Origin of the sequence: Reyranella sp., from assembly GCF_965229815.1 — a bacterium.
In the GTDB taxonomy this organism is placed as follows: Bacteria; Pseudomonadota; Alphaproteobacteria; order Reyranellales; family Reyranellaceae; genus Reyranella.
The window spans coordinates 437,509-462,098 of the sequence record NZ_CBDDJN010000008.1 but is presented as its reverse complement, the minus strand read 5'-3'; the positions used below and the strand labels follow the sequence as shown (position 1 = coordinate 462,098).

The following is a 24,590-nucleotide window of genomic DNA, read 5'->3' as shown; positions in this document are numbered from 1 at the left end:
TCGACGGGGAAGCGGGCTCAGGCCGCCGGCGCCATGCGCTTCTCGAGGTCGATGAGCTCGGCCCGCTGTTTGGGCAGGGCGGTCGGGTAGTCGGACTGGAGGAAGGCGATCAGCTTCTCGCGGACCTCGCAGCGCAGGTCCCAGGTCTGCTCGGGCGTGCGGGCGCTCACCAGGGCACGGAGCTGCAGCGCGCGATCGTTCGAATCGACCACCTGCAGGTTGACCACCTGGCCGTCCCAGAGCTTGGCGCCCTGCACGATCTCCTCCAGCTTCGTGCGGATCAGGCTCACCGGCACGGTATAGTCCACCCACAGCAGCACCGACCCGATCAGGTCCGTCGACTGGCGCGTCCAGTTCTGGAAGGGCTTCTCGAGGAAATACGACAGCGGCACCACGAGCCGCCGCCAGTCCCACACCTTGATGACCACGTAGGTGCCGGTGATCTCTTCGATCCAGCCCCATTCGTTCTCGACGATGACCGCGTCGCCGATTCGAATCGGCTGGGTGATGGCGATCTGGATGCCGGCGAACAGGTTGGTCAGGAGCGGCCGCGCCGCCAGGCCGACGACGAGGCCGGCGGCGCCGGCCGAGGCGATCAGGCTGACGCCGTAGGTCTTCACGGATTCGAAGGTCATCAACGCCGCCGCGACGGTGATGATGATCACGCAGGTCGCCGCCGTACGCCGGAGCACGCGCACCTGCGTCAGGTGCTTTCGCGCGGTCAGGTCGGCAGATCCCGCGATCTGCGACCGCGTGAGGTAGAAATCCGAGGCGAGATTGATCGAGGATGTCGCGGTCCAGCCGAGCAGGACGATGAAGGCGATGACCACCGCGTGCCACACCCCGGTGCGCGTCTCGGGATCGAGCGGCGTCGCCGGCATCACGGCCGCGACCACCAGAAGCACGAGCGCGAGCCGGGTGATGCCGTGCGTGGAGGACAGGAGCGACTGGAGGAACAGCCGCTTTTCCGGAACGAGTCGCCGAACGAGACGCAGGACCATGCCGTGAACGAGCAGCGCGATCAACGTCGCGCCGGCCAGGATCAGGAGGGCAGTCGCCCAGTTCGGCAGGAATTCCGTCCGAGCTTCGATGATTCCGATGATGTCGCTCAGGTTCATGGGGCACCGTCGCTGGGAGTCGCGGGAGTTGCGCCCGTGGCGCCGTGCGCAACATGGCCATGGCAATGCAGCACGAGCTTACCCGGGTGTCATCCCGGGTAAGCCCTTGCTGCGGCCAGAATGTGACGAGGTTAGCGCGTCGTGTAGACGGTGGTCGTCGTCGAGCTCGGCGCGCTGTCCGTATTGACGACCTTCGAGGGCGCCGGCGCCACGACGGTGGCGGGTGCCGGCTGCTGCACGGTCCGCTCCTCGCGGATGGTGCATGCCGACACCAGGACGACCGCGGAGCAGGCGGCAATGAGCACGGGCTTCATGGCGGGATTCCCGTTGTCCTAGCGCGTCGTGTAGACGGTGGTGCTCGAGCTGGTGCTCGACGGCTCGGTGTAGACGACCGTGCCCGCGGGCGCCGGCGTGGCGACGACCGTGCCGGCCGGCGCCGCCGCGGGCCGCTCCACGGTCTCGTGCTTGTAGGTGCAGGCGCCGGCGAGGCCGGCGACAAGGACGGCAACGATCGGCAGGGTCTTCATCGAAATGGACTTCATGGCAATTCTCCCAGTGTGGTCGGTCAACGGGCCGCACGCCCGCAGGTTGCACGCAAGGATTGCCGTCGCGCCGACTCGCGGGAATGCCACGGTGTGAGGCCCGCGAGCGCAGGCATCCTGATGTACCGGCGCAGGCCCGCCGGGCTGGAAGTGCTGCTCGTCCATCCCGGCGGCCCCTACTGGCAGCGCAAGGACAAGGGGGCTTGGTCGATACCCAAGGGCGAGCACGAGCCCGGCGAAGCGCCGGAAGCTGCCGCGCGGCGCGAATTCGAGGAGGAACTCGGCACACCGCTCCACGGAACGCTTCGCGAGCTGGGGAGCGTCCGCCAGCGCGGCGGCAAGGACGTGACCGCCTTCGCCGTGGAGGGCGACGTTGACGCGACGCGCGTGACCGCCAATCGCGTCGAGATCGAATGGCCGCCGCGGAGCGGCCGCCGGCAGTCGTTCCCCGAGATCGACCGCGCCGCCTGGTTCGGGCTGACGGACGCGCGAGAGAAGATCAATCCGGCCCAGGTGGCTTTCCTCGACCGGCTCGAAGCATCCGTGTCCGGCCCATGAAAAAGGCGGCCCGCGAGGGGCCGCCTTTTCCGTCTGAGGGACCCGACCTCGTGGTCAGCCCCCGTCCGTTCGTCCGTCGCCTAGTACTGACGCGGCGGCAGCTCGACCTTGGCATTGCGCAGCAGGCGCTCCAGGGTCGGGATGCCCTTGTCGGTGTTGCCCGCCTCGCACTCCGCCAGCGCGGCACCGGCGATCGAATCGGCGTTCGAATTGCTGACGTTCCGGCGATAGGAGGCGCTGAGCGCCCGGCAGTAAGCCAGCGGCGTCGTCGTGACGTAGGTCACGGCGGTCACCTGACCGCCGTCGAGAACGATCTCGACCCGGCGGTTCTGCGGCTCGCGCACGCCGTCCGCGGTCTGGACCAGCAGGCCCTGCTCGCCGCGGCCCATCACCTGGATGGCCGGCGCCGGCACGCCGTCACGCACCAGCTCGTTCTTCACGGCGTTCGCGCGACGCAGCGACAGCGCCATGTTGTAGCTCTCGGGGCCCGACGTGTCGGTGTGGCCGGTCGCCGTGATGCGCGCGCTGCCGCGGGTCTTGAAGGCCTGCGCGGCCTGCTGGATCGTCTGCACCGCCTGGGCGGAAAGGTTGGAGCGGTCCCAGTCGAAGAAGACCATGTAGGACTGCGCCTGGGGCGGCGGGGGCGGCGGCGGCGGGGGCGGCGGCGGCGGCTCGGAAGCGCAGGCAGCCAGAAGCACCGTCGTCGTGAAGACAACCAGCAGTTTTTTGAGCATGATGTATTTCCCCAACAGTGGCCTCGGCAGGGCGGAGCTCCCTGCCGGATCGCCCCCCAAGCGCTCAGCCCCCTCAGGCACCGGCATTTGGAGACGGCAGTCGAGCGGCAACGTGGCGCCCTGCCGCGGGTTCCCATCAAATGCAGAAACAAATGCGTGGGATCGCGCGGCTTTGACGACGATCAGGCTCTCCGGCCGTCACGCGGTGAGGCGGTACAATTCAACGACATTGTCGTGGAGAATGCGCTTCTTGAGTTCGGGACTGAGCTTGGCCGTCTGCTCGGCGATGACGTCCTGACTCCAGGGCCAGGTCGAATCGCTGTGGGGGAAGTCGCTCGCCCACATCAGCTGGTGGGGATCGAGCAGGTCGGCGAACTGGAAGGCGGTCCAGTCGTCCTGGAAGGTGAGAGCGATGTGCTTGCGGAAGTACTCCGACGGAAGCCGCTCAAGCTCCTTCCCCTTCATCCAGTAGCGATGGCGCTTGTAGGCATGATCCATGCGGTACATGAAGTGCGGTGCCCAGCCGGCATCGGCCTCGACGCAGACCACGCGCAGGTCGGGGTGGCGCTCGAAGACGCCGGAGAAAACCAGCATGCCCATGATGTCCTGGCAGCCGCGGATGATCGACAGGAAGCCGTTGATCTTAGGACCGCGCGGCTTGGCCAGCGTATTGTCCCCGCTGGTCGTCAGGATGTGGAAGCTGAGCGGCATCTCGAGCGCGACGGCAGCCTCCCAGAACGGATCGAAGGCCGGATCGTCGTAGTCCTTCTCGCCCGGATTGCCCGGCATCATGACGCCGCGGAAGCCCATCTCCTTGATGCGCTGCAGATCCTCGATCCCCTCCTTGACCGAGCGCAGCGCGGTCTGCCCCAGTCCGATCAGCCGTTGCGGATCGTGCGCGACATAGCCCTGGAGCCACCGGTTGTAGGCGTCGAAGCACGCCTTCTTGTAGTCAATGTCGGGATGGTTGCAGATCAGCATGCCGACCGTCGGATAGATGATCTCGGCGCCGACGCCGTCACGATCCTGATCGACCAGGCGCGCCGTGGGATCCCAGCCGCTGCGATGCAGGTCCTCGAAACGGGCGCCGCCGATCCGGATGTCCTTGGGGGCCACGCCGGCCGCCGCGATCAGGCCCATGGGCACGGGAGTCTTCATGCCGTCCACGACGTAGATGTCGCCCATCCCCTCCTTGTGCACGATGTGCGGTGCCCGTTCGCGCCAAGCCGGATCGATATGGTCGATGTAGCAATTGGGCGGTTCGGTGATGTGCGAATCGGCCGATATCGGACGCCAGTCCATGGGGTTCCTCCTCGGGGCTGCCTTCTCCGTGCAGCGAAATCGTCGCAAACGCAGGCGGCGGCGGCAAGGCGCGGCCGCCTGCCGGTTTCGGCGGGCGGCAGCGGTTGAACCAGCCCCTCCCCTATGGCATACCGCGCCGCGCCCAACCGTCATGGCGCTGCCGTAGCTCAGTGGTAGAGCACTCCCTTGGTAAGGGAGAGGTCGACAGTTCAATCCTGTCCGGCAGCACCAGCGGTGAGCGCCAGGTGCATTCAGGCAAGACCTGCGCCCGCTGGAGCGGGCCTCCATCGACGCAAGACATGCCGTCACGCCACCCCGGAGTCCCGGGGCGCGTCCCTGTCGTTGCCAGCCATGCGCGCAGACCGGCGCGCGTGCCGCGGAGCACGCGTGCCGGTGGTGACGGCCCCGCCTGGACTAGTTGCGGGTGAAGCCTTCGAGCTCGTTCTCCGCCCAGGCCAGCGTCTTTTCCAGCGCCTCGCCGCGATAGTGACGCACCGCCATCTGTGTCTGCAGGGCCTGCACGTAGATCTGCTCGCCGATCTTGTGTGGCGCCGGCGCACCGGCGATCGACAGGACCTGGTGGTTGTACGGGTTGGGATAGTGGTAGAGCGTGCCCTTGGGCGGCCCTTCCTCGGCCCAGGTCTTGAAGGTGGTGAAGTTGGCGAAGGACGGCAGGTCGTAGCCGTTGCTCGCCGCCACCATGCTCTCGACGACCGGCTTCTGCGACAGGTGGACGATCAGGCTCTTGGCCGCCGCCTGGTTCTTGCTGAAGTTCCAGACTCCCCAGAAGTAGGGCACGAACGGCGCGAACCGCCCCTTCGGTCCCTGCGCGAATCCGTGCGTCCAGAGCTGCTCGGCCACCTTGGGCGCGTCGCGCTTGGCGACCGCCCAGGCCGATGGCGGGTTCATGATCATCGCGCCCTTGCCCGACACCAGCCACTTGTTGTTCGAGGCATCGTCCCAGGACGGGACGTCGGGCGGCAGGTGCGCCATCAGGCGCTTGTAGAAGTCGAGCGCCTGGCGCACACCGTCGCTCTTCACCGTGATGTTGCCCTTGGCGTCCACGAGCTGGGCGCCGAAGCCGTGGAAGATCGCGCCGGCGGAATCGACGTTGTCGGATGTCGTGCCGACGCCGATGCCGAACGGATGGCCGCCCTTGTTGCAGGCCTCCGCCGCTTTCAGGAAGGCGTCGAACGTCCAGGCATCGGCCTTGGGCGGCGCGCCCGCCGGATACATTGCCTGCACGTCGATGCCGGCGAGCTCCTTCATCAGGTCGATGCGCGAGCAGGGACCCTTGATCTGGCTGCCGACCGTCGCCGGCACCGCCAGCCACTTGCCGTCGACCTTGCCGAGATATTCCACCGTCGCGTTGACCGCGCCGTTCTGCTTGATCAGCGGCTCCATGATGTCGTTCATCGACACGAGGAGGTTGCCGTAGCGCGAGGGCAACCAGGTCGAGAAGGCGAAGACGTCGTGACCCGACTTGGCCTGGGCCTCCGCCGCCCCGGTGAGCAGCAGCTTGTTGCCCTGCGACGTGATGAAGTCGACCTGGACCTCGACCTTCTCCTTTTCCGCCCATTGGTCGATGGCGGTCTTGGTCGCATTGTTGGCGTTGGGGACCCAATGGTCCCACAGCGCGAGCGTGAGCTTGCCTGCGGCATGAGCGCCGCGAACGAAAGGAGCGGTAACGAACGCGGACGCAGCAGCCGCGCCGACGACGAGCCGCCGGCGGCCAAACTTTGACCTGATCATGTTTCCTCCTCGCAAACTGGTCCTCGGCGGGACCTTGGGAGGAACGCTAGGCAAATGCCCTCTTCCGGGCAATGGAATTCCGTCAGGTGACCAAGGCGGTCGGTGCCCGGGCCCCTCCCGCGCGCCAACAGGCGGGCAAGGAAAAGGCGGCCTCCTTGCGGAGGCCGCCCCTTCAGCCGGCGTAGCGGCTATGGTCGGTCAGGTGCGCGGGGGCAGCTGAACCTTGGCATCGCGCAGGAGCTTCTCCAGCACCGGGATGCCGACGGCAGTGTTGCCCGCCTGGCACTTCGCCATCGCGTCGCCGGCGATCGCGTCGGCGTTGGAGTTGCTGACGTTGCGGCGATAGGAGGCCGAGAGGGCCGCACAGTACTGCTGGTCGTTGGTCATCGGCATGGCCGCCTCGGCGCCCACCACGGCAACCTCGACACGGCGGTTCTGAGGCTCACGCACGCCGTCCCCGGTCTGGACGAGCAGGCCCTGCTCGCCGCGGCCGACCGTGGTGATGGCCGGAGCCGGCACGCCGAGCTTGACCAGCGCGGCCTTCACGGCGTTCGCGCGGCGCAGCGACAGCGCCATGTTGTAGGCCGGCGTACCCGTCGTATCCGTGTGGCCGGTCGCGGTGACGCGCGCCGACTGCTTGGCCTTGTAGGCGTCGCGCGCCTGCTCGAGCACGTTCAGCGACGCGTCGGAGACCTTCGCGCTATCCCAGTCGAAGAACACCATGAAGTTCTGCGGCGGCGGCGGCGGCGGCGGAGGTGGCGGCGGAGGCGGCGGCTCGGACGCGCACGCGCCCAACAGGTATGCACCTGCCACAAGGGCAAGGATCTTCTTCAGCATAGGCTATCCCCCTCTTCGAAGTATCGCGCGCGCTCCGGACCCGCGAGGCGAGCAATATCGAAAGTCGCGCAAGACTATTGTGACGGCTCATGCAATCGGAGGCAACCCGGACACGGTATCGGTTGTTTAGTTGGATTCGACCGTTGCCCGAAGGTAACACTCTGCCGATCCGCGAGAGTGGTTCGCAGCGAATCAGGCCCGACAAGCAGGCAGAATCGCCGCCTTGCCGGCATGTCGGGCAGCCCCGGGGCCGGGCACGCGACCGGGACGGCCACAGGAAACAAAGCAGGCACGGGAACAAAAAAGGGCGGCCCGTCGGGGCCGCCCTCTCAATGTGCCGTCCGGTGGAGGACTTAGTTGATGACGATCTCGACGCGGCGGTTCTGCGGCTCGCGGACACCGTCGGCGGTCTGGACCAGCAGGCCCTTCTCGCCCATGCCGATGACCGAGATCGCCTGCGCCGGCACGCCGTTGCGCACCAGGGCGTCCTTGACCGCGTTGGCGCGGCGCAGCGACAGCGCCATGTTGTAGGCTTCCGGGCCCGACGTGTCGGTGTGGCCCGTCGCCGTGATCCGCGCGCTGCCCTTCGTCTTGAAGGCGTCAGCCGCCTGCTTGATCGTCGCCAGCGCCTGCTGCGACAGGTTCGACCGATCCCAGTCGAAGAACACCATGAACGTCGTCGCCTGAACGGCCGGCGGCGGCGGCGGCGGCGGCGGCGGAGCCGCGCCGAACTTCAGCTGAAGGCCCAGCATCACGCTGAAGTTGTTGTTCGTCCACTGCTGCCCGTTGATCGACGGGTTCGACGTGCCGTAGTAGCGGCCGTCCAGGTTCACGCGGAAGTTCGTGTCGACCAGCCAGCCCAGGCCGATGATGCCCTGGTAGGCGAACACCGTGCTGCTCAGCGAGCTCGAACCGTCAACGAAGCCGATGCCGGCGCCCGCGCCGATGTACGGCGTGATCACAGAAGCCGGCATGAAGTCGTACAGCAGGTTCGCCATGATACCCAGCTGGCCGATCTGGTTGTTGATCGCCGTGCCCGGGACGCCGACGTTCGTCGGGTTCCAGCGGTACACGCCTTCCAGCTCGACGCGCGGCCCGACAAAGTCGTAGCCGATCACGCCGCCAGCCGCCCAGCCCGTACCCGGCGTAACGCCGACAACGGGAGCCGCCGCAACGTTCGTGTTCGCGTTGAAGTTCAGCAGCCAGTTCAGGCCGCCTTCCGCTCCAATGTAGACGCCCGGCGCCGGAGACTGCGCCTGAGCAATGGCCGGCAGCGCAACAAGCGCAGCAGCAGCCATCAATGCCTTCTTCATCCTTAGCTCCATATTCTTGGCTAACGCCCTGAAGTCGCGGGCAGATCGCCAACTGCTGAAACGAGCCGGACTTTACCGGCCGCCCCGGCCTCCCGCCACAGGCGAGGCTTGCTCCGCCTCATTGTGTCGAATCGTGTGGCCCTCGGGACACAGGCTGGCCGCAGTCCTCCTGCAATCGCGGCCTCCGGCCCGCCCGGCCCCGCCCCGGACCGCGGGAGACCTGATAGGATGCGGCCGCGCCAAGGACCGGCGGCCAGGCCCGGGGACAGGCAATGGGTATCAGACTTATTCTCAGCGCCGGGATGATCCTGGCCCACGGCGGCAATGGCCTGGCCCAGGATGCCCGGCCGGTGCCCGGCCGCTCCCGGGAGATCAGCCGCGAGACGCCGGCGCTGCCCAGCACCGGGGCCAGCGACGAGCTCGCGGATCCCAAGACGGGATGCCGCATCGTTCGCGCCGATCGCGAGCCCGACACGACCATAAGCTGGTCCGGCGAGTGCTATCACGGCCTCGCCGACGGCAACGGCGTCCTCCAATGGTACCAGGCCGGCAAGCCGATCGCGCGCTACGAGGGCCAGATGAAGGATGGCTTGGCCAACGGTCGCGGTTCCATCACCTACGCCAACGGATCGCGCTACGAGGGCGACTGGTCGAACGGCGAGCGCAACGGCCGCGGGACCTTCGTCTTCGCCAACGGCGCCAAGTACACCGGCGACTTTCGCGACAACAGGCCGAACGGCCGCGGCATGTATGTCTGGCCCAACGGCAACCGCTACATCGGCGAGTTCCGCGAGAATCAGAGAACCGGCCAGGGGACCCTCTACTATGCCAACGGCGACCGCTACCAGGGCGAGTTCGTCGACGGCAAGGCCCAGGGACGGGGCATCCGCACCTTCGCCGCCGGCGGCCGCTACGAGGGCGAATGGCGCAACGACCTGCCCAACGGCTACGGCACCAGCTACGGCAACGGGCAGAACTATTCGGGCTACTGGCGGGACGGCTGCTTTCGCGATGGCCAGCGCTGGGCTACCGTCGGCGTGACGGCACAACAGTGCGGCTATCACTGAAGATGGTCTCCAGTCTCTACCTGACGCACGGCCTCATGCTGCTGAGCGCTCTGGCGGCCACGGCCGCCGCGTTTCCCGAATGCCGGGGCCGGGTCGTGCACCGGTGGTGGCCGGCCCTGCCTGCGTTGCTCGCCGCCGTCTCGGCGCTCGCGCTGATCGCCTATCCCACCTGGGGCGAGCTCAAGAATCCCGGTCTCTGGATGTTCGCCATCATCGCCTGCGTGGCCGGCGTGGCGCGCGGCTACACGCTCAACCTGGACGTCGACCAGATCCGGGGGCTGATCCGCCCGCAGCGCAGCTTCGACGGCACGCTTGCCGCCGCCGCCATGTCGGTGCTGGCGGTCATCGAGCTCGTCATCGCGGAGGTCAGGCCCGAAGACCAGCCCACCATGGAACTCGGCCTGACCCTTGCGGCGTCCTTCCTCGTGGGCCGGGCGGGCGCCCTCCAGTTTCGCGCCAAGGACGAGCCGCATGCCGACCTGGCCGATCCCTCGCGGCAGGCACGCGCATGACGCAGCGCCGCGAAAAGGAAGCCGCGACGATGGTCGAGACGCCGAGCCTCATCATGATCCAGTTCCTGCAGTGGGTGGACGAGCGGCCGCGCAGCCGTGAGGACGTCATGGAAGCGTGGCGCAGCTCCTGCCCGCGCTTCCCGGTGTGGGAGGATGCGCGGGCAGAGGGCCTCGTCCGCCAGTGCGGCGGCGAGCGGCGCGAACACCGCGTCGAGCTCACCGACCGAGGCCGGGCCGCGCTGCACGGCGCCGAGCGTCCGCCGCCGGCGGCGCGACAGCGATAGTCCCGGCGGCGGCCTCGCACAGAATCCTCAGGCGGCCACGCGCAACCTCGGGCTACTATGCCGGCATGTCGCTCCAGCGTGCCGCCCTGTGGGCCATCATCGTCGCGGCCACGATGTATCTCCTGGTCGCGGGCCGCGGCCTGATCCTGCCCTTCGTGCTGGGAATCGTCCTCTGGTACATGATCGATGCGCTGGCCGACGTGTTCGAGCAGCCGCGCCTGGCCGGGTTGCGCCTGCCCCGACCGCTCGCCCTGCTGGCGGCGATCTGCGTCATCGGCGGGCTGCTGTGGGTCGTCGGCCGGACGATCGGGCGCAACGTGACCGCGGTCGCCGCCGCCGCGCCGTCCTATGAGCGGCGCCTGCAGGCACTGATCAACGACGGAGCGAGGCTGGTGGGCCTCGACCAGGCGCCGACAATCAGCGAGCTCTTCGACCGAATCAGCCTCACCGACACCGTCGCCAGCATCGCCGGCGCCGCCGCCTCGCTCGTCAGCGTCGCAGGCATCGTGCTGGTCTATGCCGGATTCCTGTTCGTCGAGCAGGTGCGCTTCCGCCGCAAGCTCGCGATCATCCTGGGCTCCATCGAGAACCAGGCGCGCGTCCACTCCGTCCTCGACCAGATCGACCGCGACATCCGCGTCTACATCCGCATCAAGACGACCCTCGCCGTCGTGACGTCGACGCTCGCCTACTCGGTCATGGCCGCAGTCGGCGTCGACTTCGCCGGCTTCTGGGCCGTGCTGGTCTTCTTCTTCTACTACATCCCCACCGTCGGCTCGATCCTGGCCATCGTGGCGCCCGCCATCCTGACCCTGGTCCAGTTCGACCACCTCACGCCGTTCCTGATCGTGCTGCTGGTCTTCGGCACCATCCAGATCGTGACGGCCAATGTGATCGAGCCGGCCATCATGGGGCAGTCCCTCAATCTTTCCCCGCTGGTCGTCATCGTTTCGTTGATGGTTTGGGGTACAATATGGGGTGTCGTCGGCATGTTCCTGTGCGTCCCCATCATGGTCGTGGGACTGATCGTGCTGGCGCAGTTCGAGACCACCCGGCCGATCGCGGTCCTGCTGTCGGCCGACGGCACCATCCCGGAGTCGCACACATGAGGATCCCCGGCCTGCTCGCCAGCCTCATCGCGGTCTCGGCCGTCGCGGCCGGGGCGCAGACGCCGCCCGCCGCCGAACCGCCCGCCACGCCCCAGAGCAAGCCGCCCGGCCCGGAGGTCATGTATGCCTGCCCGGGCGGCTCCGACTTCACGGCGACCTTCTCCGCCGACGGATCGCTGGCCACCCTGCTCGTCCCCGGACAGCCCGAGATCGAGCTGTCGCGCCTGCGATCCGGCGCCGGCTTCGCCTACGGCGATTCCTACTACGAGCTGCGCGGCCGCGGCCGCGAGGCGACCTTGACGGCAGCCGGCCGTTCGCTGCGCTGCCATGCCGTCGGCCGCCCCGGCCAGCCTACGCGAACCTACCAGGGAGACGGACTCACGCTCACGCTGTTTCCCGACGGCGTGTTCCGGCTGCGCGAGCGCAAGCCCAACGAATCTCCTGTCCTCGACCTCGGCCAGTGGTCGCAGGAGGTCGAGGGCGGCGCCCGGCTGGTGCTGCGCGGCGGGATGGCGCGGCGCGCCTATCGCGAAGCCGACGGCGACCGGCTGATCGCCGGCGACGGCGCCACGCTCACCCGCGCGTCGACCGTCGATCCCGTCGGCGACAGGTTCGAGCTCGCCGGCCTCTATCGCGATACGCAGAACGGCGGTCTCTTCACCGAATGCGTGACCGGGCGCACCTATGCCGTCGCCCCGACGGGCGCCGAGCCCGACCTCGAGCGCGCCTGGACGGAAGCGACCCCGTCCAAGGAGGCCCAGCTCTATGTCGAGATCCTCGGCCGGTTCTCGCCGGGCGAGGTCGCCGCCGAGCGCTTCATCGCGCTGAAGGCGGGCGCGTCGTGCCCGCCGCAGCCGCCGCGCAGCGCCGCGCTTCGTGACACCGAGTGGCGGGCCGCCGATATCGACGGCCAGCGACCGACATTCGACGACTGGCGCCTGCGGCCGAAGCTCACCCTCGACGAGCAGGGTGGCTATACGGGCGCGACCGGATGCAACGTCATCGAGGGCCGTTACCAGCTCGACTCCGACGGGATCCGCTTCCTGGCGCCGACGACGACCCTGGCGGCCTGCCCGCCCGCGCTGGCCGCGTCCGAGCGTCGTTTCCTCGATGCGCTGGCAGCGGTGCGCCAGGCCCAGATCGCCGGGACGGTGCTCGATCTGCTCGACGAGAGCGGCAAGCGCCGCCTCCGGCTCGACGCCCACGGACGCTGAGCCGACCGCGGGCGGACGGCCAAGGGCCGGGCCGCCGTCAGGGCCGGGCGGCGGGATCGGCCGTCAGCACGACGACGTTGCCGCCCTCTTTGCGGCTGATCCGGAGGAAAGGCGTCACCTCGGCCGGCAGCGCGGTCGTCGCCGCGCCCGAGAACTCGCGGTCGACATCGTCGAACAGCCGCACGTAGAGCTTCCATTCGATCATGCCGGGCTCCATCGCCACCCGCACCGGCTCCCGCCAGTCCAGCGCGCGCACCCCGCTCTTCACGGCCTTGTCGCTGGGAAGGTCGCGAACCAGCGTGGCTTCGAAGCGGCCGATGGTCGCCGTGCGCGCTCTGGGGGAAGCCGGACGGGCGACCACGGCGATGCAGACCTGCCCCGGCGTCTCGGCGGGAACGAAGTCGACGGCGCCCGTGTTCAGGCCGGGATCGCCGTTGTCGTCCTGCCAGCCCAGCCGCTCCACGACGACGACGCGCAGACGTTCGCGGTCGAAACGCCATCCGGGCGGCGGATCGAAGCAGCGGCGCACCGTGCGCGTCTCCCCTTCCGGCGCCCGGGCGAGGATCTCCGGCGAGACGAGGGTGTTGGTCTCCTGCACCGCCGTGCGCACGCGCTGATCGAGGGCAAACGAGCCGGGACGGTCGGGCAGGACGGTGAACAGGAGCTGGAACGTCGCCGCCCGGCCACCGCCGCGCAGCGACAGCGTGCCGACGGCGAAGCTCGTGCGCCGGCCGTCGGTCGCGAAGGCGGTTCGCGGAACCACGAAGCGCAGGCGCTCGATGCCGACCGTGGCCCGCCCCCGCCAGGCGCCGATCGACAGCACCGCCGCCTCGCCCCGCGTCAGGTAGGAGCCGACGATCTCGACCGGCACAGGCGCGTCGGGCTCGCTGCCGGCCGCGAACTCCGGCGCATAGCGGGGCACGGGGGCCGCGGACCGCCGTTCCTCGGCCGGGAGGACCGGAGGCACGAGCGGCAGCGTCCGCTCCGTCGGCGCCGCGCCGTGAGCGTCGGCCTCCAGCGTGATCTCGCTGGCGCCGCGACGCGGCGGCACGAAGCGCGGCGAATAGGACAGGACCAGCGGAGACCGCTCCGGCGCCAGCCGCTCGACCCCGGCCACCGCGCGGGCGGCGGCCGCCATTGCCGCGCGCCGCGCCCCCTCCCCGGGCCGCTCGAGCGCATCGCCGAGCGCCAAGTTCAGCCGCGCCAGCTCGTCGAATGACCGGAGCCGGAACGCCGGCAGATCGTCAAAGGGCTGCCGGTCGCCGGCCTGCACGCGCGCCGCGAGCGCGTCGAGCAGCAGGCTGGCGGCGCGAAAGGCCGGCAGCAATGCGATCCGCGCCTCGCCGTCGGCGCGTGCCTGGAGGGCGGCCCGCTCGGCGCGCAGGGCGGCGAGCTTCTCCTCGACCGTGACGCCCGTCGTGTCGCCCTCTCCGGACAGGATCCAACCGGTCCCGCCGGCCACGAGGACGAGCACTGCGAGGAAGGCGACGATCAGGATGCGCCTTCGGCTGTCGTCGTGGCGAGAATGACCGGCGGTCATCCGGCGGGTTCTAAAGCATGATGAGATTGGCTGGAAACAGCCAATCTCATCATGCCCTCCGGCAACCTACGACAATCGTGCGCGCGGATGAGATGAGGTGGAAGCGCAAGCGATTCCACCTCATCTCATCCTGCTGTAGAGCATATCCCGCCGGACTGGAATCAGGTCGGACCGCCCCCGCAGCAGGGGCTTCGCCGGCGCGATCAGTAGGAGAACAGCACCGGCAGGGGCGAATGCAGGATGAGATGGCGGGTCATCCCGCCGAAGATCATCTGCCTCAGGCGGCTCTGCGTGTATGCGCCCTTGACGATGAGGTCGGCGCCGCCGGCCACGGCGGTGTCGACGATGGTCTGGCCGGCCGACCGGCTGCCCGGCTTCACGTGCTGGCTGGTGACGTTGAGCCCATGGCTGCGCAGGGACTCGGCAATCTCGGCGGAGGACGGGCCCGGCACCATGGCGCCATCGACGCTCAGCACGTCGATCGACTCGGCGCCGCTCAACACCGGCATGGCCAGCGAGATCGCGCGGGCGCTTTCGGTCGAACCGTTCCAGGCGAACAGGACCCGCTTGCCCACCATGCCGGTGAAGCCCTGCGGGACCACGAGAACGGGACGGCCGGAGTCGAACAATGCCGTCTCGAACACGCTCTCGGGCATCTTGGGCAATGCGCCGGGCTGCGGCATCACGATGAGGTCGAAGGCGCGGCCGATCGTGCCGATCGCCGTCGGGCCGGCATCGTCGGCCGTGCGCCACTCGGACACCAGGCCGGCGGCATGCTGATCGAACGCCTGCCGGACGGCGGCGACGCGCTGGCGCTCCTCGGCATCCTCCGCGAGGCCGCCGCCGATCGGCGCCCCCATGCCGGCGTCGGCCCAGGCCATGCTCATCACGCCGTACGACGGCGGCTCGAGCCCCACCAGCCTGGCCCCGAACTGGCGGGCCAGCTTGGCGGCCAGATCGAAGGCAGCCGGGTCCTCGGCCGTCCAGGCCATGGTCAGAATCGACTTCATCGCGCGCCTCCCCTGTCGAGGTACGATAGCACAAGGGAACGGATTCCCTTTGCCATCAATATCCTAGCCTTCTCCTGCGCCGACAAGCGCTGGGGAAGATTCGACAGGAAGGGGAGATCGCGCGTCCCGCGACAGGGCGCTCAGCGAATCTGCAACGCCGCGGGGACGACCCAGGCGAAGCGGTCGGACAGCGCCGCCAGCGTGGCTCGGTTGAGTTCGTTGGCGGTCACGGTCGGGCCGCCCGTGGCATCCGGCAGGTCGCGCGTCGCCACGGCGTCGGCAGGGACCGTGCTCATGTAGCCGTTGTCGGTCGCCGAGCGCACCGTCGCCGAGACGCACATGTGCGTCATGAAGCCGCCGACGATGAGGTTCTTCCGCCCGAAGGCCGCGAGGTGCGACGCGAGCTCGGTGCCGGCAAAGGCGTTGGGAAGCGCCTTGTCGACGATGGTCTCGCCATTCCGCGGCGCCAGCGGCGCGACGAACTCGTAGCCGCTGGATGTCGGATTGAAAGCCTTGCCCTTCGACTGGTGGCGGATATGCACGACGGGCGCGCTGGCGATGCGCGCCTTCTCGAGCAGCTCCGCCAGCGCGTCGATCGCCTTCGTCACGCCCGGGAGAGGCAACAACCCATCGGTGTATTCGCGCTGGGCGTCGATGATCATCAGGACGCCATCGGCCATGGTCGCCGGCGTGGGCGCCGCCCCCGCCATCTGCAGCATGGTCATTGCCATTTGATCGTCTCCGCAACTTATGGGTTGTACAAGCGTGGCCCGCATCAACGCCCAAGGCTTGCCGAATTGCAAGCCCTACGGACGCATTCCTTGAGCAAAGGACGGGAAACGCGCGGCGTCCCCGTGGTTCAATCCACCATGGACCCCTGCAAGGGCCGCTGGCAGGATGGAGCGCGCATGGACTCTCCCCGCGAACTCCTGGCCGCGACCCTGGCGCGCCGACCCGACCTCGATCTGCGGACGCTGTCGCTGACGATCGGGTGCAACCATGCCTACCTGCACCAGTACCTGATGCGCGGCACGCCGCGCGAGCTCCCCGATTCCGTGCGCCAGGCGCTCGCGCCCCTTCTCGGCGTGCCGGCGGACGCGTTGTGCGCCGCCTCGCCGCCCCTCACGACCGAAACTGCGGAAGCGGACACGCAAGGCACCGCGGCGCGCGACGACCGGCACGAGCTGCCCGTGTACGTCCTGGCGGAGCCGACGGCGCGCCCGTAAGCCATGCGCTACCGCGTCGGCTACCGCCTCATCGCTGAACGTGCAGGTCCGTCGTGCGGCGGGGACAGCGGCCCCGGCATCGCACACGCCGTGCAGCCTCCGCCCATCCGCCCGGCCGAAGGTGCCGCATGAAGACGATCGTCGTGGGCGGCGGCATCATGGGACTGGCGACCGCGTGGGGACTGACCCGCGAAGGCCATCAGGTCGAGCTCTTCGAGCAGGGTCCGCTGCCCGATCCGAGGGCTTCCTCGTTCGACGAGCATCGCCTGATCCGCCATCCCTATGGCGACCATGGCGGATACGCCGCGATGATCGACGACGCTTACGCCGCCTGGGACACGATGTGGCAGGACATCGGCCAGCGGCTCTATGCCTCGACCGGCACCCTGGCCCTGTCCGGATCAGGCGACAGCTGGGCCGTGCGTTCGGCAGCGGTGCTCGGCGCGATCGGCCGGCCGATGCTCGAGCTGACGGCCGACGCGCTGCGGCGGCGCGTGCCGCAACTCGACGTGACCGGCGTCGAGCGTGCCTTCTGGCTGGACACCGGCGGCGTCCTGTTCGCCCAGGACATCGTCGGCGCGCTCGCCCGCCATCTCTCCGGCCAGGCCACCGTGACGCTGCGGCCCCACACGCCGGTCGAAACCGTCGACCTGGAACGGGGTGTCGTGAGGGCCGGCGGCCGCGACCACGGGGCGGACTGCGTCGTCGTCGCGGCCGGCGCCTGGGCCGGCCGTCTGCTGGCCGAGACGGCTCGCCTGCAGCCTTCCCGCCAGATCGTCGTCTACTTCGACCTGCCGGCCGATCAGCGCGCCGCCTGGGCGACAGCCCCGATGATCATCGACAAGACGACGGACGTCGGCCTCTACCTCGTGCCGCCGGCGCAGGGACGCGGCCTCAAGGTCGGCGACCACACGTTCAGCCGCGTCGGCGATCCTTCCGACGATCGCGTGGCCACCGAGGACGAGATGCGGCCGCTGCTCGACCGCTGCCGCAGCCTGCTGCGCGATTTCGCGCGGTGGCGGATCGACCGGCTCAAGGTCTGCTACTACACCGTCACCGCCGACGAACGGTTCGTCGTCGAGAAGCGCGGCTCGAAGGGCTGGCTGATGTCGCCCTGCTCGGGCCACGGCTTCAAGTTCGGGGCGCTGATGGGCCTCGAGCTGGCGCGCACCATCGCCGGCGGACGCGACCCGGCGGCGCATGCGCGCTGGGCGGCCGGGCTGGAAGGCGATAAATCCTTCGGGTGAGATCGCCCGGAGAGCTAGGGAGAGGAACGTCATGGCATCCCGCAAAGGGCGCCCCGCCGGCGGACAAAAGGCGACCGGCCTGCGCCAGGGGCTGGCAAACTACGGCGATGCCGGCTTCTCGCTGTTCCTGCGCAAGGCCTTCATCAAGGCCGGCGGCTACTCCGACGACGCGCTCGACCGGCCGATCGTCGGCATCACCAACACGTTCAGCGACTACAATCCCTGCCACGGCAACGTGCCGGACCTGATCGAGGCGGTGAAGCGCGGCGTCATGCTGGCCGGCGCGCTCCCCATGGTCTTTCCGACCGTGTCGATCCACGAGAGCTTCTCCCATCCGACCAGCATGTTCCTGCGCAACCTCATGTCGATGGACACCGAGGAGATGATCCGCGCCCAGCCGATGGACTCGGTGGTATTGATCGGCGGCTGCGACAAGACCCTGCCGGCCCAGCTCATGGCCGCCGCGAGCGTCGACCGGCCGGCCGTCGTCCTGCCGGTCGGGCCGATGCTGGTCGGCCACTTCAAGGGCGAGGTGCTGGGCGCCTGCACCGACTGCCGACGCCTGTGGGGCCAGTATCGCGCCGGCACCTTTTCGGAGACCGACATCGAGCGGGTGAGCGAACGGCTGGCGCCGACCAAGGGCACCTGCATGGTGATGGGGACCGCCAGCACCATGGGCTGCATCGTCGAGACCCTGGGCATGGGCCTGCCGGGCAGCGGCTCGATTCCGGCGACGCATTCCGACCGGCTGCGCGTCGCCGAGGCGACCGGACGGCTGGCGGCGGAGATGGCGAGGAAGCAGGGCCCGCGGCCGAGCGAGATCATGACCGAGGCCGCCTTCCGCAATGCCCTCACCGTCCTGCAGGCGATCGGCGGCTCGACCAATGCGCTGGTTCATCTCACGGCCGTGGCGCGCCGGCTGGGCATCCGCCTCGAGCTCGAGGCGTTCGACGCGATCGGCCGCAAGGTGCCGGTGCTGGTCGACCTGAAGCCGTCGGGCGACCACTACATGGAACACTTCCACTGGGCCGGCGGCAATTCGCGCCTGATGCGCGAGATCCGCCCGCATCTCGACGAGACGTGCCGCACCGTGGCCGGCCGCACGCTGAGGCAGGTGATCGACGCCGCCGAGATGGTGCCCGGCCAGACGGTCATCCGCACGCCCGCCAACCCGATCAAGCCGACCGGCGGCATGGCGGTGCTGCGCGGCAACCTGGCCCCGCTCGGCGCGGTCATCAAGCATGCCGCCGCCTCGCCGGCGCTGATGACCCACACCGGGCGGGCCGTGGTGTTCGACTCCCTGGAGGACCTCGCCGCGCGCGGCGACGATCCGAAGCTCGACGTCAAGGCCGAGGACATCCTCGTGCTGCGCAACGCCGGTCCGAAGGGCGCGCCCGGCATGCCGGAGGCCGGCTCCTTCCCGATCCCCATGAAGCTGGCCCGCGCCGGCGTGAAGGACATGATCCGCATCTCCGACGCGCGCATGAGCGGCACCGCCTTCGGCACGATCGTGCTGCACGTGGCGCCCGAGGCCGCGGTCGGCGGGCCGCTCGCGCTGGTGAAGACCGGCGATCGCATCACGCTCGACGTGCCCAACCGCCGGCTCGAGCTGCACGTCGCCGCCCGCGAACTGGCGGCCCGGCGCAAGGCCTGGAAGGCACCGCCCCCGCCCGCCGGCAGCGACCGCGGATACACCGGCCTCTTCCACAGGGAGGTGCTGCAAGCCGACGAAGGCGTCGATTTCGGCTTCCTGGGCCCCGCCAAGCCGTGACGGATCCGACGCTTCCCGGCGTTTCCGTCGTCGTCACCTGCTACAACTGCCGCGACTATATCGCCGATGCCATCCGGTCGGTCGCGGTCCAGACCCTGCGCGACTTCGAATGCGTGATCGTCGACGACGCCTCGACCGACGATTCGGCGGCGGTCGTGCAGCAGCTTCTCGACGAGATCGCCGATCCCCGCTTCTCGCTGATCCGGCTGGAGAAGAACGTCGGCCAGACCGGCGCCACGCGGCGCGGCCTTGCAGCGACGCGCGCGACCTTCGTCTGCTTCCTCGATTCGGACGACCTCTGGAACGCCGACTTCCTCGAACGCCACCTCGCCGCCCACCTGAACGAGACCTATGCGGTCGGCTTCACCGCGTGCAATGCGCGCCTGATCGACGAAAGCGGCAAGCTGATCGCAGGCTGCGTCTACTGGTTCGGCAAGGATCGCGCGAGCGCCGACCGCGATCGCGCCTTCGTCCCCATCGATCCCGCCCGCGTTCCGACGCTCGACGTCGCCGCGGGGACGGCGCACTGGCGGGGACAGGTCCCCTATCGCCTCTACACCAAACGGGTGGTGCACTGGGTCTGGGTGAGCACCTCCTCGATGATGTTCCGCCGCTCGCTGATCGACCTCGTCTTCCCGGAGGACGACGAGGCCTTCCGGCTGCACATGGACTTCTATGTCGTGGTGATGGCCCAGATGGTGGCGGGCTCGCTGCTGATCGACGAGGCGCTCTATTCCTACCGCCTGCACGGCCGCAACGGCGCCGCCGACAATCCGGTGCTCGGCGGACGCCTCCACCTGTCGAGCCGCAACTGGGGCAACACCTACTCGGTCATGCTCGATCGCATGCAGGCCACGCTGGAACGGGAGCGCGACCGGTTCGAGGCCGCGCTCGGACCGCGCCAGTACCGCCGCGTGCTGCTGCGCATGAAGGCGGCCCGCGCGAACTGGCCGGTCTCCTGGCTGCTCGTGGCACGAAGCTGGCTCGCCTGATCATCTTGCAGTAGGATTACAGAACGTCGGAGCAGGAAAGGCTCCGCAGGGGAGAGTGCGCGTCTTGGGTGGGGTAAGGCGGTTCGTCTCGGTTTGGCTGGTGTGGCTCGGCCTGGGTGCCGACGCCTTTGCTCAAGGTCCGGTCGACGCGACCCCGGAACAGGAGCGCCAGTACAACGCGGCGTTCGACGAGATGCTGAAGCAGCCGGCGAACCTCGACGTGCTGTTCAAGTTCGCGACCATCGCGACCCAGATCGGCGACTATGAGGGCGCCATCTCAGCCCTCGAGCGCATGCTCCTTATCAGCCCCGACCTGCCGCGGGTACGGCTCGAGCTCGGCGTGCTCTACTTCCGTCTCGGCTCGTACGAGGTCGCCCGCACGTACCTCGAGACCGCGCTCGCCTCGCCCGCGCTGCCGCCGGAGGTGCGATCCCGCGCCGAGCAGTTCATGGCGGAGATCAGCAAGCGCCAGTCGCCCTCGCGCTTCCTCGGCGAGGTCTTTGCCGGCGTCCGCTATCAGTCGAACGCCAATCTCGGCCCGGCGACCTCGGCGGTCCGGCTGTTCGGCCAGGTCGCCAATCTCAACCAGTCCTCGCTCGGGACGGCCGACTGGGGCGTCGTGGGCTCGGCGATGGTCCGCCACATCTACGACCTGCAGACCCAGGACCGGGCTCAGATGGAGACCCAGCTCACCGCCTACGCCAACCGCCAGTTCCAGGTCTCGGCCGCGAACGTCGCCATCCTCGACCTGACGACGGGCCCGCGCTTCCAGGTCTTCCAGGGGATCTTCGAGGACGTCACGCTGAAGCCGTTCGCCACCGCAGGCTACATCTGGGTCAACGACACGCCGTTCTACGGCAGCTATGGCTCCGGGCTGGAGAGCGGGGTCCTGCTCACGAGCAAGCTGCGCAACACCTCCAATTTCGTATGGCGTCGCCAGATGCATCCCGACACCTGGTACGTGCCGTTCAACAGCCTTCTCTTCAACGGCGTCGAGTTTTCCGCCAACACGACCTTCCAGTACGCGCTGACCGAGTCGGTCTCGCTGTTCGCCAACGGCGCGGCCCAGCGCTACCAGACGGACAACGCGCCGTGGCAGAGCTACCAGCTCTACGGGGTCGGCGGCGCGATGCAGTTCCGTTTCGAGGATCCGCTGTTCAACAGCAAGCTGCCGTGGACGATCGGCCTCGCGGCGAACGTGCAGTGGTGGTCCTACGATCAGCCCGATGTCGTGGTCGACCCGGCCGTGACGCGCCAGCAGAACGACACGATCCTCAACCTGACCCTGTCCGTGCCGTTCGACGAACGGACGACGCTCACCGTGTCGGCGGGGCGTTTCGTCCGGTCTGCAAATCTGCCAAACTACTCCTTCGTCAATAACAGCACCCTGATCGGCGTGAGCTGGCGCTTCTAGGCGCCGTCCATCCGGTCGGACAACGCTTCATCGTCGCGTAGGCGCGTTCCCGGGCCGGCCTCTCGCCGGCGGCTCCAGCCGAACCGGGACGCCGGCTCCAGTCCGGGAGGTCCTGATGCCGAAGGTCGAACGAGCGCAGCGTGGACAGCGGCTGGCCTTGCTCGCCGCCACCGCATTCTCGGCCTCCTTCCTGGCCGCGCCGGATCCGGCAACCGCCAAGGTCGGCGTGACCTCGGCGACCAACGGCGACCCGCTCGGCCGGCCCCCGAGCGAGGCGGAACGCATCCTGCGCATCGGCATCGACATCCAGGCCAACGAGCTCGTCACGACGCGGGCCAACGATCGCGCCCATCTCGTCTTCCTCGACGGGACCTCCCTGACGGTCGGGCCCAATGCCCAGCTCACCATCGACCGGTTCGTCTACGACCCGAGCAGCAAGTCCGGCGATCTCGCGATCAATGCCACCCGCGGCGTGCTGCGGATCGTCGGCGGGCGCATCAGCAAGAAGAACGCCATCACGGTGACGACGCCGTCGAGCACGATCGGCATCCGCGGCGGCATCTCCCTGCTGGACGTGCAGCCCAATCGCACGGTCTCGACCTTCGTGTTCGGCTCCAGCATGACCGTGACCGGCGCCGGACAGACCCAGAGCGTGACCCGTCCCGGCTCCCAGGTGACGACCAATTCCGGTGCCACACCCGGCCAGCCGACGCTGGTCGGCCAGGGGTCGCTCTCCGGCCAGCTCACCCAGCTCGAGGGGGGTGGCCCGGGCACCGGCGGCTCGGCGACGACCCGCACGGCTGGCGCCGACCAGGCGGCGCAGACCTCGGGCTTCTCCGCCACCAATTCCGGCCAGGGCGCCGGCGTCGCCCAGGCACAGGGCGCGAACAATTCCTTCGGCAGCGGCCCCGGTCCCGCCAACCGCAATCCCAACGACACGGTGCCGAGCGCCATCAGCAACGCCCAGCAGGTACAGACGGAAGTCCAGCTAACGCAGAGCGCCGAGAATACCCCGCGCCCGACGACGACAACGACCGGCACAGGGACGACACCCACGCCGCCGATCGCGACGACACCCCAGCCCAGCACCCCCACGACCACCGTCCTGGTGACGCGCGGTCGGTTCGCCGCGGAGCCCCGCTATACCGGCTTCAACAACCAGACGCTCGGCGTCACGCCGGTCGCGCAGAACAACGTCAACCTGTCGCCCACGGGGACCATCAACGGCAACGGGACGGCGACCATCAACCTGGTGGACGGTCGTTCGTTCACCGTCCCATGGCAGCCCGGCGGGAACGAGTTCAGCGTCCAGCTCTCGCACCCCACGCTCGGTCCCCTGACCGGCACGGGCTACGTCAGCCCGACCGGCGACTTCTTCGCCTACGCTTTCCTCGACCAGGCGAACAAGAGGGTGGGCTTCGTGGGCGGCACGCCCACCACGCTGGCACAGTTCCCGACCTCCGGCGTCGCCACGTATACGCTGAAGACGCTTGGCGCCGCCGACGCCCTCCCCTTCGCCAGCCCGACGGTCGCCAACGATCAGGTCCTGCGCCAGTCGGCCACCACATCGCCCCTCTACTCGGCCTACTCGCCACAGACGGGCGGACCGGTCGGCAGCGCGTCGCCCGGTCCCCAGCGTTCCACCTTCATGCAATCCACGGTCTCGATCGGCGGTGTGGGCGCCGGGCAGAAGTCGTATGTCGGCCTTCTCGTTGGCGACTACTTCCGGGACTACAACAACGACACCAATTTCGCGTCGGGCGCCTACAGCGGCACCTACCGGATGGGCGGTTCCGAGAAGATCGGGCGCCTGGCGTCCGCCGAGTCGACCTTCGACACCGGCGGCGGCAACTCGGTCTTCGGACCGCAGGCCAACACCATGGTGCTGACGAACAGCAGCGCGCGCACCGACATCACGAGCAGCAGCGGCACGATCACCCAGGGTTCGACGACGCGAACCCCGCAGGCGGCGTTCGACCAGCCCTACACGAACCTTCCCGGCAGCGACTATTCGACGACCACCGTGGCGGTGAAGTCGACGACCCCCGGCAATGTCGGCCAGAGCCGCACCGACCAGACCCTGACCGGGTTCGTCGGCGGCATCGTCGAGCACCGCGACGCCTCCGGCAACATCAGCAACCGCGTGATCGGCGGCACGACCGCCGCTGGCGCCGGCAGCAACAACACGATCTCGCTCGAGACCAGCGCGACCAACAACCGGGCCGCGGCCACCATCACCATCTCTCAATGGGACGGGCCTTCCACGACGGCGACCTTCAAGCTCGGCGGCAACAGCGGCGCCAGCTACGCGACCAGCTCCTTCATCGACGACAAGATCTACGCCCTGCGCGATCGTCCCTCCGACGTGTTCGCGTCGAACACGACGACGCAGGTCACCCAGGGATCATCGGTGGCCGGCGGGTCCGACGTCACGTCGCGAACCACGCTGCTCAGCTACAACAGCGCGCCGGTCGCGCAGTTCTTCGCCGAGCAGGGCGTCACGCCCTGCGCCTGCGAGTTCATGACCTGGGGCTGGTGGAGCGGCGAGGTCCGCTACAATGCCGACAGCTCCTACAATCCCAACACCCGCGACCGCCTCCATCTCGCGACCTACGTCGCCGGCAAGATGACGTCGATCGCCGATCTGAACGCGCTCACCGGCACGGCGACCTTCACCGGCCACATGGTCGGCAACGTCCAGAACGGTGTGAATGCCTACGTTGCTGCCGGCACCTACACCAACCAGTGGAACTTCGCGAACCGCAACGGCGTCGCCACCATGGCGTTCGACGGCGCGACCTTCGGCGGCGGCTCGACGCCGAACACGTTCGGCAGCAGCGTCTCGCCCTCCATCAACACGACGTCGGTCGGCATATCCGGCAGCAACGGCCGCAGCGTGACGCTGAGCGGCGCCTTCTTCGACGGCGGTCCGAACCAGCCCGCGAAGGGACAGGGCGGCAACTTCGCCATCACCGGCACCGGCTACACCGCAGGAGGCATCTTCGCGGCCCAGCGCTGAGCGGCGACTGTTGCCAGGACGCAACATCC

23 protein-coding genes and 1 tRNA gene are annotated in these 24,590 nt (G+C 68.9%); 13 read left to right on the top strand and 11 right to left on the bottom strand.

Annotated features, from left to right (window positions below; all coding sequences use genetic code 11):
- Nucleotides 1–17: 17 nt before the first annotated feature.
- The 3 genes from ACO073_RS29680 to ACO073_RS29670 form a co-directional block, all read right to left on the bottom strand.
- Nucleotides 18–1,118 (bottom strand): mechanosensitive ion channel family protein, encoded by a 1,101-nt coding sequence (locus tag ACO073_RS29680; RefSeq protein WP_422002957.1) that lies wholly within the window; start codon nt 1,116–1,118, stop codon nt 18–20.
- Between the two features lie 131 nt (nt 1,119–1,249).
- A complete protein-coding gene (locus ACO073_RS29675; protein ID WP_422002955.1) occupies nt 1,250–1,432 on the bottom strand; it encodes a hypothetical protein in 183 nt (60 codons plus the stop codon).
- 18 nt (nt 1,433–1,450) lie between these two features.
- Nucleotides 1,451–1,660: a hypothetical protein gene (locus tag ACO073_RS29670; protein WP_422002953.1), complete on the bottom strand. Its 210-nt coding sequence runs from the start codon at nt 1,658–1,660 to the stop codon at nt 1,451–1,453.
- A 93-nt stretch (nt 1,661–1,753) separates the two neighbouring features.
- On the opposite strand from ACO073_RS29670, the gene ACO073_RS29665 reads away from it, so the two are divergent.
- Nucleotides 1,754–2,218: an NUDIX domain-containing protein gene (locus ACO073_RS29665; RefSeq protein WP_422002951.1), complete on the top strand. Its 465-nt coding sequence runs from the start codon at nt 1,754–1,756 to the stop codon at nt 2,216–2,218.
- A gap of 80 nt (nt 2,219–2,298) precedes the next feature.
- Here the strand turns inward: ACO073_RS29665 and ACO073_RS29660 are convergent, their stop codons facing one another.
- Both ACO073_RS29660 and ACO073_RS29655 read right to left on the bottom strand, forming a co-directional pair.
- The gene (locus ACO073_RS29660) at nt 2,299–2,952 is read right to left on the bottom strand and encodes an OmpA family protein (protein ID WP_422002949.1); all 654 of its coding nucleotides are present in this window, start codon (nt 2,950–2,952) and stop codon (nt 2,299–2,301) included.
- Between the two features lie 198 nt (nt 2,953–3,150).
- On the bottom strand, nt 3,151–4,254 hold the full coding sequence (locus ACO073_RS29655) for an amidohydrolase family protein (protein ID WP_422002947.1): 1,104 nt from the start codon (nt 4,252–4,254) through the stop codon (nt 3,151–3,153).
- A 156-nt stretch (nt 4,255–4,410) separates the two neighbouring features.
- Here ACO073_RS29655 and ACO073_RS29650 point away from each other — a divergent pair.
- A tRNA-Thr gene (locus ACO073_RS29650) sits at nt 4,411–4,485 on the top strand.
- Between the two features lie 183 nt (nt 4,486–4,668).
- Here ACO073_RS29650 and ACO073_RS29645 read toward each other — a convergent pair.
- The 3 genes from ACO073_RS29645 to ACO073_RS29635 form a co-directional block, all read right to left on the bottom strand.
- On the bottom strand, nt 4,669–6,006 hold the full coding sequence (locus tag ACO073_RS29645) for an ABC transporter substrate-binding protein (protein WP_422002945.1): 1,338 nt from the start codon (nt 6,004–6,006) through the stop codon (nt 4,669–4,671).
- 198 nt (nt 6,007–6,204) lie between these two features.
- Nucleotides 6,205–6,843 (bottom strand): OmpA family protein, encoded by a 639-nt coding sequence (locus ACO073_RS29640; protein ID WP_422002944.1) that lies wholly within the window; start codon nt 6,841–6,843, stop codon nt 6,205–6,207.
- A 353-nt stretch (nt 6,844–7,196) separates the two neighbouring features.
- Nucleotides 7,197–8,156: an OmpA family protein gene (locus tag ACO073_RS29635; RefSeq protein WP_422000068.1), complete on the bottom strand. Its 960-nt coding sequence runs from the start codon at nt 8,154–8,156 to the stop codon at nt 7,197–7,199.
- 272 nt (nt 8,157–8,428) lie between these two features.
- Between ACO073_RS29635 and ACO073_RS29630 the strand changes: the two genes are divergently transcribed.
- The 5 genes from ACO073_RS29630 (at nt 8,429) to ACO073_RS29610 (ending at nt 12,342) form a co-directional block, all read left to right on the top strand.
- Nucleotides 8,429–9,223, top strand: a complete 795-nt coding sequence (locus ACO073_RS29630) for an MORN repeat-containing protein (protein ID WP_422002942.1) — start codon at nt 8,429–8,431, stop codon at nt 9,221–9,223.
- A 2-nt stretch (nt 9,224–9,225) separates the two neighbouring features.
- Nucleotides 9,226–9,735 carry a hypothetical protein gene (locus ACO073_RS29625; RefSeq protein WP_422002940.1) on the top strand — a complete coding sequence of 170 codons (510 nt, stop codon included), beginning with the start codon at nt 9,226–9,228 and terminating at the stop codon, nt 9,733–9,735.
- Entirely contained in the window at nt 9,732–10,019 is a 288-nt protein-coding gene (locus ACO073_RS29620; protein ID WP_422002938.1) for a hypothetical protein, read from the top strand. The genes ACO073_RS29625 and ACO073_RS29620 overlap by 4 nt, the downstream gene beginning before the upstream one ends.
- Nucleotides 10,020–10,084: 65 nt before the next feature.
- On the top strand, nt 10,085–11,128 hold the full coding sequence (locus ACO073_RS29615) for an AI-2E family transporter (protein WP_422002936.1): 1,044 nt from the start codon (nt 10,085–10,087) through the stop codon (nt 11,126–11,128).
- Nucleotides 11,125–12,342: an META domain-containing protein gene (locus ACO073_RS29610; protein WP_422002934.1), complete on the top strand. Its 1,218-nt coding sequence runs from the start codon at nt 11,125–11,127 to the stop codon at nt 12,340–12,342. The genes ACO073_RS29615 and ACO073_RS29610 overlap by 4 nt, the downstream gene beginning before the upstream one ends.
- Nucleotides 12,343–12,379: 37 nt before the next feature.
- Here the strand turns inward: ACO073_RS29610 and ACO073_RS29605 are convergent, their stop codons facing one another.
- From ACO073_RS29605 to ACO073_RS29595, 3 genes are all read right to left on the bottom strand, one after another.
- Nucleotides 12,380–13,882, bottom strand: coding sequence for a hypothetical protein (locus tag ACO073_RS29605; RefSeq protein ID WP_422002932.1), 1,503 nt, complete (start codon nt 13,880–13,882; stop codon nt 12,380–12,382).
- 203 nt (nt 13,883–14,085) lie between these two features.
- A complete protein-coding gene (locus ACO073_RS29600; RefSeq protein WP_422002931.1) occupies nt 14,086–14,892 on the bottom strand; it encodes a universal stress protein in 807 nt (268 codons plus the stop codon).
- Nucleotides 14,893–15,032: 140 nt separating this feature from the next.
- Complete coding sequence (locus tag ACO073_RS29595) at nt 15,033–15,695, bottom strand: cysteine hydrolase family protein (protein WP_422002929.1); 663 nt, start codon at nt 15,693–15,695, stop codon at nt 15,033–15,035.
- A gap of 105 nt (nt 15,696–15,800) precedes the next feature.
- Here ACO073_RS29595 and ACO073_RS29590 point away from each other — a divergent pair, with 105 nt between their 5' ends.
- The 6 genes from ACO073_RS29590 to ACO073_RS29565 all read left to right on the top strand — a co-directional run bounded on the left by ACO073_RS29590 (nt 15,801) and on the right by ACO073_RS29565 (nt 24,561).
- On the top strand, nt 15,801–16,118 hold the full coding sequence (locus tag ACO073_RS29590; protein WP_422002927.1) for a hypothetical protein: 318 nt from the start codon (nt 15,801–15,803) through the stop codon (nt 16,116–16,118).
- Between the two features lie 128 nt (nt 16,119–16,246).
- A complete protein-coding gene (locus ACO073_RS29585; RefSeq protein WP_422002925.1) occupies nt 16,247–17,365 on the top strand; it encodes an NAD(P)/FAD-dependent oxidoreductase in 1,119 nt (372 codons plus the stop codon).
- Nucleotides 17,366–17,396: 31 nt separating this feature from the next.
- Entirely contained in the window at nt 17,397–19,136 is a 1,740-nt protein-coding gene (locus ACO073_RS29580) for an IlvD/Edd family dehydratase (protein WP_422002924.1), read from the top strand.
- Complete coding sequence (locus ACO073_RS29575; protein WP_422002922.1) at nt 19,133–20,128, top strand: glycosyltransferase family 2 protein; 996 nt, start codon at nt 19,133–19,135, stop codon at nt 20,126–20,128. The genes ACO073_RS29580 and ACO073_RS29575 overlap by 4 nt, the downstream gene beginning before the upstream one ends.
- Nucleotides 20,129–20,192: 64 nt before the next feature.
- Nucleotides 20,193–21,542, top strand: a complete 1,350-nt coding sequence (locus ACO073_RS29570) for a tetratricopeptide repeat protein (protein WP_422002920.1) — start codon at nt 20,193–20,195, stop codon at nt 21,540–21,542.
- Between the two features lie 115 nt (nt 21,543–21,657).
- Nucleotides 21,658–24,561: a FecR domain-containing protein gene (locus ACO073_RS29565; protein ID WP_422002919.1), complete on the top strand. Its 2,904-nt coding sequence runs from the start codon at nt 21,658–21,660 to the stop codon at nt 24,559–24,561.
- The last annotated feature ends 29 nt before the right edge of the window (nt 24,562–24,590 follow it).